The sequence below is a fragment of the Steroidobacter cummioxidans genome (genome assembly GCF_003104955.1).
The window spans coordinates 25,239-37,497 of the sequence record NZ_LSRW01000064.1 but is presented as its reverse complement, the minus strand read 5'-3'; the positions used below and the strand labels follow the sequence as shown (position 1 = coordinate 37,497).

Annotated in this window: 9 protein-coding genes and 1 tRNA gene; 9 read left to right on the top strand and 1 reads right to left on the bottom strand. The window is 58.5% G+C overall.

Annotated features, from left to right (window positions below; translation table 11 throughout):
• The first annotated feature begins 65 nt into the window (after positions 1-65).
• From D0550_RS25920 to D0550_RS25890, 7 genes are all read left to right on the top strand, one after another.
• Positions 66-3,173, top strand: a complete 3,108-nt coding sequence (locus D0550_RS25920) for a TonB-dependent receptor (protein WP_116812098.1) — start codon at positions 66-68, stop codon at positions 3,171-3,173.
• An 11-nt stretch (positions 3,174-3,184) separates the two neighbouring features.
• On the top strand, positions 3,185-4,045 hold the full coding sequence (locus tag D0550_RS25915) for a glycerophosphodiester phosphodiesterase family protein (RefSeq protein ID WP_116812097.1): 861 nt from the start codon (positions 3,185-3,187) through the stop codon (positions 4,043-4,045).
• 154 nt (positions 4,046-4,199) lie between these two features.
• Positions 4,200-4,276, top strand: a tRNA-Pro gene (locus D0550_RS25910).
• Between the two features lie 487 nt (positions 4,277-4,763).
• On the top strand, positions 4,764-5,021 hold the full coding sequence (locus D0550_RS25905; RefSeq protein WP_116812096.1) for a hypothetical protein: 258 nt from the start codon (positions 4,764-4,766) through the stop codon (positions 5,019-5,021).
• A complete protein-coding gene (locus tag D0550_RS25900) occupies positions 5,018-5,233 on the top strand; it encodes a hypothetical protein (protein ID WP_116812095.1) in 216 nt (71 codons plus the stop codon). The genes D0550_RS25905 and D0550_RS25900 overlap by 4 nt, the downstream gene beginning before the upstream one ends.
• Positions 5,230-5,475 carry a hypothetical protein gene (locus tag D0550_RS25895; protein ID WP_116812094.1) on the top strand — a complete coding sequence of 82 codons (246 nt, stop codon included), beginning with the start codon at positions 5,230-5,232 and terminating at the stop codon, positions 5,473-5,475. The genes D0550_RS25900 and D0550_RS25895 overlap by 4 nt, the downstream gene beginning before the upstream one ends.
• Entirely contained in the window at positions 5,472-5,843 is a 372-nt protein-coding gene (locus D0550_RS25890) for a helix-turn-helix transcriptional regulator (RefSeq protein ID WP_116812093.1), read from the top strand. Before D0550_RS25895 ends, D0550_RS25890 begins: the two co-directional genes overlap by 4 nt.
• Positions 5,844-6,092: 249 nt before the next feature.
• Here D0550_RS25890 and D0550_RS25885 read toward each other — a convergent pair whose 3' ends face one another.
• The gene (locus tag D0550_RS25885; protein WP_116812092.1) at positions 6,093-6,956 is read right to left on the bottom strand and encodes a phage integrase N-terminal domain-containing protein; all 864 of its coding nucleotides are present in this window, start codon (positions 6,954-6,956) and stop codon (positions 6,093-6,095) included.
• Between the two features lie 987 nt (positions 6,957-7,943).
• Here D0550_RS25885 and D0550_RS37215 point away from each other — a divergent pair.
• Positions 7,944-8,711 (top strand): DUF6602 domain-containing protein, encoded by a 768-nt coding sequence (locus D0550_RS37215; RefSeq protein ID WP_414717344.1) that lies wholly within the window; start codon positions 7,944-7,946, stop codon positions 8,709-8,711.
• Positions 8,711-12,025 carry a P-loop NTPase gene (locus D0550_RS25880; protein WP_153067346.1) on the top strand — a complete coding sequence of 1,105 codons (3,315 nt, stop codon included), beginning with the start codon at positions 8,711-8,713 and terminating at the stop codon, positions 12,023-12,025. The genes D0550_RS37215 and D0550_RS25880 overlap by 1 nt, the downstream gene beginning before the upstream one ends.
• Positions 12,026-12,259: the final 234 nt, after the last annotated feature.

The window sequence follows — 12,259 nt, the reverse complement described above, 5'->3', positions numbered from 1 at the left end:
AACGAAGGATTCCCCGCACCCGGTCGTCTTTGAACCCGAACAATCCATTCACAAGGGTTCCGACGATGTTGTCATCCTCCCGCCGTACGCCAGCGTCCATCACGGCCGCCGTTGCTGCGGCCCTTTGCTTCGCTTCTGCCGCGCAGGCACAAGTCGCTGCCTTCGATGTTCCTTCGCAGGTTGCTGCAAGCGGTGTCCGCGCCTTTGCAAAACAGGCAGGCATTCAGATCATCCTGGCGGGCAGTGTCGCGGAAGGCCGGATCACAAACACCGTACGCGGCGAGATCGATACACGCGACGCGCTCGACAGACTGCTGTCCGGCACAGGCCTCGTGGTTCGCTCTTACGATGGCAAGACCGCGATTCTCGATGCTGCAGAGCCGACAGCGAGTGCTGACGCCGATGCCCTGGAGCAAATCGTCGTGACCGGCTCGCACATTGCGAGATCGGAGCTCGAGTCCGCCATGCCGATCGGCGTGGTCAACATGGAACTCGCTCTGAAGCAAGGCAAGACCACGGCCTATGAGACGGTGCTGCGCGATGTCGCGGTCGGTCCGGGCAATGGACCTTTCAATAGCGCGCCGGAAGGTCAGTACGACGGCGGCATGGCCACGATCGAGTTGCGCAACATGGGCGTGAGCCGCTCGTTGACGCTGGTCGACGGGCGCCGCAGAGTTTCCGGCGCCGCCTCCTCGTCTGCCGTCGACATCAACATGATTCCGTCGGCGATGATCGATCGCATCGAGATCATCACGGGCGGCGCCGCTGCGGTTTATGGCGCCGATGCAGTGACAGGCGCGGCGAACGTCATCACCAGGAAAGACTTCGAGGGACTGGAAGTCACAGCAACCACCGGCACCACCGAACACGGCGGCGGCGACCGGACCCAAGTGTCCCTGGTGGCAGGCACCCGCTTCGCAGATGACCGCGGCACCATCACGATCGGCGGCACTTATCTGAAGAACGAGCCGATCTATTTCCATCAACGCTATTCGAAAGACACCAATATTCAGTATCAGATCAATCCGGCCAATACCGGCCCGCATGACGGCATCCCCGATCGGATCGTCTACTACCGCATGACCAATCTGTATCTGCAGCCCGAGCCAAACATCTTTGTGGGCGGCCAGACCTATCTGCTGAATCCGGACGGCAGCGCCCGCATCGGTTCTTACGACGCCTGCTTGTCGAGCTGTACCAGCGCGAGATCGGCGGGTGATGGCGGATCGCCACAGAGCCAGTACTGGAGCGACTTCCTGATCGCGCCCATCGAGAACGCGTCGTTCATCGGCCGCTTCGACTACGAGGTGACAGACTGGCTCAGCTACGGCCTGCGCTTCGACTATGGGCGTTCCAAGTACGATGCCTATCGCCGGCCTTACCGCGATGACGAGCGCACCACCTGGCTGAACGGCGCCGGCGGCGCGACCGCCTATCTCGACAATCCTTACCTGCCCGAGTCATTCCGGCAGATCATGGTCGCGAACGGCCTCACCTCCACGCCGGTACGTCGCAGCTACGAAATCTTCGGCCAGATGGGCGACGTGAGCGATCGGCAGAGCTTGACGGTCGGCAATACATTTCAGGGCGAACTGCCCGGCGGATTCCATTGGGAAGCCTTCTGGCAATACGGCCGCAGCACTAACGACATTGCCGCGTACAACGCCACGAGGGCCTCTCGATTCATCGCCGCGCGCGATGTGATCTCCGACCCCGTTACTGGCGAACCGGTCTGCCGCGACGCAGCCGCGCGTGCGGCAGGTTGCGTGCCGTTCAATATCTTCAGCTTCGACGAACTGACGCCGGAACAGCGCGACTACATGATCGCGACGCGTAGAAAACATCGCGAGAACACGCAGACAGTGTACGGCGGCAATCTCAAAGGCAGCCTGTTCTCTCTGCCCGCAGGCCAAGTGCAGGCAGCCATCGGTGTCGAGCGTCGCAAAGAGGCCGTGGACAACATCGACGACAACCTCGCCGCCCCGCCCGAGAACGAGCTGTCGCATCTCGGAAATTGGGCGCCGTACGAGCCGGCGTTGAAGGCGGCGAATGATGTGTCGGAGATCTACGCGGAGCTGGTCGTTCCGGTGCTGAGGGATCTGCCGTTCGCACAGCGCCTCACCCTAGAAGGCGCCTACCGCTACTCCGACTACAGCGACTTCGAATCGACCAACACCTGGAAGCTCGGCGGCAACTGGGCGCCGATCGAAGGGCTGACGTTCCGAGCCGTGAAATCTCGAAGCGTGCGCGTGCCGAACTTCGGTGAGTTGTATGCGTCGCGCGCCATTCAGGCCATCGGCTTGACCGATCCCTGCATGGGCACCAACTACAACGCGAACCCCACGCGAGCGCGCAATTGCGCAGCGCTGGGCATTACCGCTCCCCTACCCAACCAGATCTACACCGGGTACGTCATCAGCGGCGGCAATCCGGATGTGAATCCGGAAACATCGGACAGCTCCAGCATCGGCCTGGTGTGGCAGCCTGGCTTCCTGCCCGGCTTCGACCTGACGCTCGATTACTGGCACATCAACATCGACAACATCATCACTGCGTTGTCGCGCACTAATATTCCCAACCTGTGCGTCGACCTGCCGTCGATCGACAACGAGTTCTGCGGCCGCACCACGCGCGACGAGAATCAGGTGTTGATGTGGGTCGATACCAGCGTCATCAATGCGTCCATGTCGGATGCCAAAGGTATCGACATCGGCGCCAACTACCGCAGACCCCTCGGCCAGGGCACGCTGAGCCTCGGGCTTCGCGGCAGTTATTTGATGCAGTTTGAAACCACCACGCTGCCTGGCGTGTCATCGAGCGTCATTCGTTACGACGGCGGCTATCAGAACCCGCAATTCCGAGCAACGTTGTTCACGAGCTACGTGTTCGGCGACTGGGATATCGGTCTGGATACCCGCTTCTGGAGCAGCGCCAAGCTGTACCCGAATGCGCAGACGGACGAGGAGTACGACGACAACCGCGTGGGCGCGCAGATCTACAACGACCTGAGCGTCGGCTGGCAAATGAACGATCACGTCACGTTCCGCAGCGGCATCAACAATCTGCGCGATGTCGACGCGCCGTATCACCCCGGTACCTACTACCAAGGCGGTGGCGGTGTGTATGACGTCTACGGCCGTTACTTCTTCGGCAACGTCAAAATCACGTTCTGAGGAGCACGGCCATGAATCGCCAATTACTGAGCGCTGCCGCGCTGCTCTTCTCATGTGCGGCCACGTGTGCAGAGCCGCTCGTGCTCGCCCATCGCGGCGGGCCAGCCCAGCTGCCTGAAAATACGCTGCCGGCCTTCCGGCAATCGTTGAGCCTCGGCGTGGACATTCTAGAGTTCGACATGAATCTCACGTCGGACGACCGCGTGGTTCTACACCACGATACCAGCGTGAATTCAGTCATCTGCCTCGCCGATCCGAAAGCAGGCGTGGCTCACGGACCGATCCGCATGATGACGCTGCAAGAGGCTCAATCATTCGATTGTGGCTCCCGTCATCCACCGAACTTCCCGGCGCAGCAGGCGGTGCCCGGCACGCGGATGCCGTCACTCGAAGAGTTCTTGGGAGCCACGCGCGACAGCAAGGCCCTGTTCTTCGGCGAGACGAAGATGCCCAAGCCTGATGCCGGCTACAGCATCGATCCCGAGCTGTTCGCCCTGCAGGTCAATGCCACCGTCAGCAAGTACGGCGTCGAGGATCGTTTCATCCTCCAGTCCTTCGACTATCGAGTGATCGATGCCATGCACCAGCTCAACCCGCGCATCCGCACCTGCCTGCTCGGCATGCAGAGGAACAAGCCGAACTTCCTGGAAGCGGTTCGTCGTCATCACGCCAGCTGCGTCGTCCTGCGCCGAGACTACGCGGACGCGTCCGATTTCAAGCAGCTCAAGGATGCCGGAGTGATGGTCTATTCCGACGTGGTGGATCGCGCCGAAGAGTGGCAGGCCTACGCGCAGCTGGGCGTGGACGCGATCTTCAGCAACGATCCGGTGGGGCTGATCGAGTACCTGAAAAAATCGGGTCTGCGGGATTAGGAGAAAGAGTGTAATATCGCGCGCCGCGGGACGAGTCACCGGGCGCGCAAGCTGGCGCAGCCCTCCTTTGTCCCGCGCAAAAACGGCTGCGTAACAACGACTTAGACCCCAAAGTTGTCGTAGAAAGTGCGGCCGTGTAGCATCGCTTTAGTGTCGGGACGTGGCGCAGCCTGGTAGCGCACTTGCATGGGGTGCAAGGGGTCGCGAGTTCGAATCTCGCCGTCCCGACCAATCAAATCAACAACTTAGAACGACGAACTTTTAGCTGTACCTCCCAGGGGTACACCCAAGGGTACAAAGTCGTCCGCTCCTGCCTTCATCAACTTCTCGGCAGGAGAAAAACCATGCAACTCCATGATTTGCCGCACTTGGCGATAGCTGCGTTCGCCATCCGCTGGCCAACTCCCAAGCCTCAACCCGACTGATCGCGAACAACTGAGTTCGAAGAGCGAGCCGCCGCGGTGTTGGTACCACCACGACGGCTCTGACCACAACCGCACACATGAGGTGCTGTCATGGCTGCCCCCATTATCCCGCGCGTCGAGCGCGGTCGTCTGTATTTCCAATTCGCTAATGCTCTCCTTCCGACCTTCACCGCGGCTTTGGCGGCATGGTCCGCTGCGAAAGCCCGCCGGTCCCACATCTCCGAACCGATCCGCGAGCTGATCGCCCAAAGCCCCGAAGTGCCCGCGGCAATGTGCCTGCAAGGCGGTGTCGCATGAGCACTGAGGACACTGCGGCCGGTGATGCCGGTACTGACCAGACGAAATCCCTGTCCGAGCGAATCCATGGCGTTCGCACTGCCCTATTCGACATCACAGCTGTCGTCGACTTGGCTGCGCGTGTGATCCGCGCCGGCGACGACTGGTGCCTGAATCACGCACTGGAGCGCGCGGTCGAGCGGCTCGGCGGCGCATGCTTGGACTTGGAACTCATCGCGCTGGATGCACGCGAGCTGCAAGGAGGCGCGCCATGAACGTCACGCATGACATCGCCGAGGCGCGGGCCACTGCGCTCGTGCTGCGCGCGAAGGCAAAGGTCGTTCGCTCCGAACAAGGCTCGCTCATGTTCCGGCTCAATCGTGCCGCCGACGCCCTCGACCGCATGGTGTCGTTGGCTGTGCGCTGCCTAGAACGCATCAAGGAGTTAGAACAGGAACTGCGCCAGTTCCGGGCCGGTGCACAGTGAGCGGCGCAGGCAAGGCCGGGATGCGGCCCGAGCACTCGGGCAACACACCAGCGCTTGGGCTGGACCCGCTCAATGTAGCGATCCGAAACATGCAGTTGGCCCACGCCGTCGCGACAGTGGCGGAACGGGCAGCAACGCATGACATGGCCGAGGTTCACTGCCTCGCTGATGTGTTCGTCGTCGTGGTCTCCCTCATCGAACGCGGATTGGGCGCGCTCGATGAACTGGAGGCGCGGCCATGAGCATGCGAACAGAGTCACGCGCGTACTTCAAGGCTCTTGGCGCGCACGTGACGACGCTTCGCAAGTCGCAAGGAATGACGCAAGCGGAGCTTGCACGCGCCATCGGCGTATCCCAACAGGCTGTATTTTCCTACGAACTTGGGGAGCGTCGAATCTCGGTGCTCGTGCTGGCAAAGATCGCGAAGATATTCTCGACCCCGGTCGAGGGCATGATTGGCTTGTCAAAGCTGCCACGCGAGCGCAAGGGCCGACTGTCTCCGCGCTGTATAAGACACGCGGAGCGGTTGCAGGCACTGACGAAGACGCAACAGCGCTTTGTTGTCAGGATCATCGACGTTCTGGAAACCAGCAACTCAACGAAGCACTAACAGAGACCCTGAACGTCATACTGCGAAGTTAGCCCGGCACCGTGCCGGGCTTTTCATTGAGACGGCCTCAAAATGCCGAGCGGCAGCGCAAAACCTCTCGCTCTTGGAACGGATGGGACTGCCCTGCCATTAGCTCTCTCAGTGACGCGGCAGCACGCATCAACGCGTCAACACCTTGCAGACCTGCTCGCGGATCGGCGCAGATGTTGGACAGTGCCCACGCCCAGACAACGACGGCGGTGACCTCCGCTATCTTCCAAGATAGACCTTGGTGATCTCGACTCGCTCGTGACCAAGCTCTCGGCTGATTGTCTGGCGAGCCTCGAAATCTGCAAGGCGCTGAGAGGGAGTCAATGACTGAGTCGATGGCCCACCGGCCGCCGGCGCCTTCCAGCCCGTCAGGGCTTCGTAGCGCGCTTGCGCATACGCATGCCGCAATCCATGCATGTGCTTCAACCCCGCCATCTTGCATTGGCGGTCGTAGACGTGACGCTGTTCGATATATGTTTTCTCGGCGGGAATCAATGACCCTTCTCCGACGAGCTTGTGCGCCTTATCGAGCGTCGCGCGTTGCTCCGGCGTGGTAATTGGAATCACGCGTTCTCGGCCACCTTTCGTCCACGAGCCTTTGATTCTCAGATGATCGCCTCGGTCGGCATAGCGCGGCTGAAACTTGGTTGCCTCTTCGCGGCGCAGGCCGAAGTCACGCTGCAATTCCGCACTGATGCGCACGTGCGCATCGCTTATCCTGTCCAACTTGTCTTGAACCTCCGTCGCTTTGTTCTCGTTCGTGACGAAGACTCGCTTCGGGATACCTAGCTGGTCGTTGCTGGACGATATCAGTCCTTCCTTGCCCACCTTTTCGGCCCACCACCTCAGATGTGCGAGCCGGTTCTTGAGTGTGCCCGCCGACAGTCCGTCGTTCCGCCAACGTCCGAGCAGCGCATCGACATGCTTTCCATTCAACGACGTGGCTTTCAACTGGCGGAAGCCTGCTTCCTTGAGTTGTCTAGCCATCAATTTCAAAGAATTCTCTCGGTCGCCTTGCGTAGCATGACTGCCGTCTCGATTCCGATCGCACAGCTGGCGCAAGGTATAAGTCAGATTGTCCATCGTCTTCCACCAAATGCCATTGATGCCAAAACCTATTAAAGAAATTTGCTGCTGAGTTGACCGTGGTCAGTGTTGATGCCAACTCGCGTGAAGCGAGATCCCCCGAAGGGGCAAGGGCCAGGCGCTCAGCGGAGCCTGTTGCCTCGTCTGAGGCTTCCGCCGTGCCTTCTGTTGAAAGCTCGGGCGGAGGTTTTGCATGGGTGAACACGATGCGGATTCGCTTCGATAAGTTGTCTCCTATGTGGAAGTGGTTGAAGAACGGAGCACCGATCACAGCCAGGCGGCTGCGATCGGTGCGGAGAGTGAGGATGCACTACGACGTGCTTGGTGATATTTGCGTGACGAACGCGGCTCAACCTCCTTGGGGGAGGACGACGCGCGAGTGAGCCTGACGCGCCTGGGCGGGGCAACCGATTGGGTACGGCATCAACGGGCTTGGTGCTCGAATGATGTGGCGCTTACGCCCCGGCGCCGGTTGCCGGTGATTGTGTCCGCCGGCAGATCAGTCGGGAGCGAGTCTGCCCGGCGGCCATCATGTGAGCGACATTAAATACGATACGGCGCTCGACCATATTTTTGCTGCAGTTTCGTGGGCCGTCACTGCGGTGGCAGTGACGGCCTTGGTTACACAAGAATTTGCAGCAATTCCCGGCACAGCCGCTACACTGGCGCGCTGCCCTTTGCCGTCAAGACTTAGGCCGTTCCGGAGCGGGTTACCCCACGCTCAACGGGGCCGGAGTACCCATCGATGCCGTCACCCATTGAATCCTGTTGGAGCAAGATGGCAAATGGGTGGTACATTTCGCAGAAATCGACAAAGTTCTAAGCCCTTAGCGCTTGGAACTGCAGGAACAACCCAGATCGGCTTACGACGCTAAGCGCTTTGGGCGCATTGAACATGCGACGAAACGCAGCGGCCCATGGCGGCGTGGTGCGCGGGCCGGAACTGCCAGGAAAGGAAGATTAGGGAGTCTGCGGGAAGGACAGATGCGATCAATCTCCAAGTTGCTCGAAAGCTGGTCAACCGAGATTACGAACAGTGCCGACCGTGTGCGTCTGTTGATTGGTGACGCACATTGGCTTACCGACGGGGCACACAAAGAAAATCTTGTACGAGAGTTCATCCGGACTCGATTACCGGCAGGCGCTCAAGCAACTCATGGGTTTCTACTGAGTTCCGGCGAAAGCTTTGCGTGCAGCCCTGAAATCGATGTGCTCATACGCGACGCCAGAAGCAGTTGCTCATTCTTCGATGAGGGGGGAGTGACCATATGCGACGGACGGTCTGCATTGGCGTATTGGCAGGTGAAATCTGCCTTCGCAGCTTCCTCGTTATCAGATGCGCTAGGGCATGTGCTTGACGTCCAAAGCGTACTAACTTTGGATGCACATGAAGCCAAAGTATGGCGCGGAATCTGCTTCATGCAGTGCGAAAACAAGCTCACAGACGAATCAATTCTATCGACCATTAAGGGTCAGATTAGAAAACTCCAGAACACATCTGAGGCTACAACAAGCAGCCTTCCGACATGCGTCCTCGCCCTTCCACGCTTCGCGCTATTTATAGATCGCGGCGGCCCTAGGGGATGCTGGCGATTACGCTACTTTCGAGCAAATGTCTTGAGCTTTGCGGTTGGGGTTGCGGACATGCTCTCGCACGTATATGCAGAATATTCCGACCGCCATGCTCAGCCGCTGGATCAGGTTCTGGATGCCCTAGTAGACGTAACACCTATCATAGAGAGCCTCGAATAGTGAGCAGCCCACGAAGCGCACTCTCGATTGAGCAAGCTGCTCAATCGATGGCCCGCGATCCAGCACTGGTTCTAGGTCCGGGGGCTTGTACCTATAACGGAGTACTTGTAGATATCCGCCGCGCACTACTTGCGCGGCTGCCCAACGTCCCTTTGCCGGCGACAGGTAACGACTATTTCGACGTTTTCGATATTATTGAAACGCTGCATCCGACCGAGCTAGAGAAAGCAAAGCAGATTCTCAGGGAGGAGCTTCACCAGCTCAAACCGTCAATTGATGTACCAGTATTGGCAGCGGCTAACTGGGTGGCTTGCGTCTCCCTGACTCCAGATGCGCTGTTTGACGCCGCGCTTCGCGACCGCCGTGATCGCTTAGCCACCTCACGGGACATCACAACAGTAGATACGCCGTCTGTAACGCTAGCCGTTAGGACACTGCCGATCTATCGGCTGCTGGGAACACCGACGGCGACAGACTCTCGCGCAAGCCTTTGTTACTCCAAATCAGACCTCCTGATCCGAGAGGGTCAATGGCCCGCACAACTTTCCAGCTTCGGCGATCGACTCAAAGACTCGCCGCTAGTCTTTTTGGGAACCGAGCCCATACCCGAACTCACAGCCAAATTTCTTGCAACAGTCTTCAGTGGCCCGAGGCCACATCCGTCGCGATTGTTATTCATGGCAGATGACAGGACCCCAGATCTTCCATTGATCAATGCCCTGTTAAAGCGTTCCGGTGCTGAGGTGGTGCGTGTCGATGGTGATGCGCGCCAACTGGCATCGGCCATTGCAGCTCGGCGATCGAAGATATCGTCGGCCACACCCGCAGTGACTAGCCCGAAACCGGCGGCGCATTGGCAAGACCTCGCGAACCTTCAACATCTGGGGTACATCGTGCCGAGCGTCCGACTGGAGGCTGTTGCGCTTGAGCCTATTCGTCGCCAAGTCGTTGACTCGCTGTTTCGTCCAGCAAGCGATGATTGGAGACCGTATCAGTTCCGGCTAGCCCTGGAGCGAACTCTTCAGGAGCAGATGGTAGCAGACGCGACCACTTTCGCGGATGCGTCGGGCTCACTGGCCGTAGCGACGTTACGCGGAGCCGCCGGCGTTGGAAAGACGACATTCCTGCGTAGCGTCGCACAGTGCTTGGCGGCCGAGTCGCACTTGGTGCTGTGGTGCAAACGAGCGATGGGAGAATCCACAGGTCAACAATTCCGGAAATTGATCGCTGCGGCCAAAGTTGTAGTGGCAGCGGAAAAAGCGTTAAAGCGGAGAGTTGTGATCATCATTGATGACCCATGGGCGCTGCGAATTTCTCCCTCGGAAGCCCTGGCGCAGGCAGAGGGATCGCAGTTGAAGGTCTTAATGATATTTGGATTCCGCAATTCCGATTACATCGTCTCCAATGCCGCCGAAAGCGCGCTACCAGGCAGGCCGAATATAGAGCTTGAATTGCATCATAGGCTCGATACTGAGGAGCTACGGCGCCTTCAGGGGGTACTCACCAGCATCGGCGCAGCTCGCGATGACGACCAGGCCGCGGAACTTATTGCAAGAAATCCGTATGGCCAAGCTTCCGACGTTCTTTGCAGTCTCTGGTACTTGATACCTGATACGCGAGCTCAGTTCGAGTCGTCTCTGGCGGACGAGTACAGAAGGTTAGGAAATGCTCAGTCCATTATCGAAGGCGCTGCAGCTTCAGCAACGCAGAACGGAGAAACAGCAAAGTCGGCTTATGAAGCTGTAGCCGTGGCGAGCGGCTTCAACGTTGGACTACCTGTCGAAGTGCTGGTGCGATCCCTGGAGATTGACTATCGCGATTGGTTTGCGGTGTGTGAGCCGGGTAAACCAATTTGGGGATTGCTGTATGACACGTACGACGAAACGAGCGAATCGTACATGTATAGAACGCGCAACCAAATTGTCACCGATGTTCTGCTGCGCCTTGTGAATGGCGGACTATCCGGACATTCGGGGCAGTACCGCGTGTTGAAACGTCTGATGGCGGCTTGCAGTGGCGCGGCGCCGGCGTACAAGAACTTCGTCTACGACATCCTTGTGCGTTCGCGTGACACATTAGAGAAGATGTTCACGTTTGAGCAGGGCTTGGATCTTTATGATACCGCCCTTACGGCGATCCCCCAGGGTGATCGATCTCTTGAGCACCATAAAGGGTTGTGGATTAAAAACGTTGGAGGCAATTTCGCTCTCGCTTACGAGCAACTGCAAAAGGCCCTAACGGTGCCTGATGGAGTTGGCGCTACTCGCGATGAGCCCAGAGAGTACATCCATACCTCGCTTGCAGCGACCATTTTGGCGCAAGTTCGTGCAGGTGAATTATCCCGCGAAGCAGGATTCGAACAGGTGGTAGAGCACCTTCGTCGCGCTTCGAGCTTCGCGTACTTCAATCCCAATCAATCTCATGTCATGGCAAATTGCCTACTTGAGATGGCCCAGGTTGACGGGCGAGTCGATGCTTTGAAACTGTCATGTTTAGGGGACGCCCTTTCAGAGATCGAACGCTCACTTCAGCTGATCGGCGCCAGTGGGCGAACATCACTTCGTTACCAAAAGGCCCTTGTGTATTTTGAGGACTTGCAGCGCCGTGTAGTAGACGAACTGTCTGAGATTCAGAACCTCGAGGATCACGCAGAACAGTGGTTTGCAGCTGAGAGGAAGCAGATCGGCTTCGTCGCAGTCGCTCGCAAGATGTTAGCAAAGGCAACCCGGACTGATACCGGCGGTGACTACAAGAAGGTTAGCGACTATTTGGACGAGCGAATGCAGCGGGTAGAAGCAGTTGGAGCCATAGTCGACGTTGATTTGCACCTAGTACGTGCGGACCTTATCATCCGTTGGCGACTGCAAAAGACAAAGGCGGATGTTGATTGGCCCCGATTCGCTGCCAATTTGGAGCGTGTCCTTGGAGCGCCTCGATATCGCGATGATGTGCTCCGTCGCTTTTACTATGGCGTTGCTCAGTACCAAATTGGACGTCTTACTGACGCAAATGCAACGTTTGCCTCGCTCCGTAGAATGCCGAATCTCCCCTCTCACAATGCCGTACGCTGCGTTCTCGTCGGCAAGGAAGGATTCCCGAGGAGACTTCAGGGTGTGGTCAGCACCTCTGCATATCGCCAGTACGTCAGCATTGGAGACTTGGGAGTAGATGTCCCAATCCAGGGAAGCGCAGAAAGCGGTCCAGGAGGCACTGTGCATGTCTATATCGGATTTACCATGTACGGCCCCGTTGCGCTGTCACGGACCCTAGCGCCAGACGACTTACAACTGCCTGTCGCGTGGGGCGACTACTAGATGTGCCTGGCAACTCAACGACCACTTCGGTACACCGAGGCTATTCGACAGCATCAGGATTGTTCATCTCCGTTTTGCATATTTTGACCTGAGGGCAGAGTGAGTCGAGATATCGACGGATTGTGGATCTGCGCCATCGATGCGCAGATCCGCGCCGGCCGCGCACGTCCGGCGGCGGAAAGCACCCGCGTGCGATCAGCACTGATATCCATCGGCGGGTGTAACAGGTCGCGC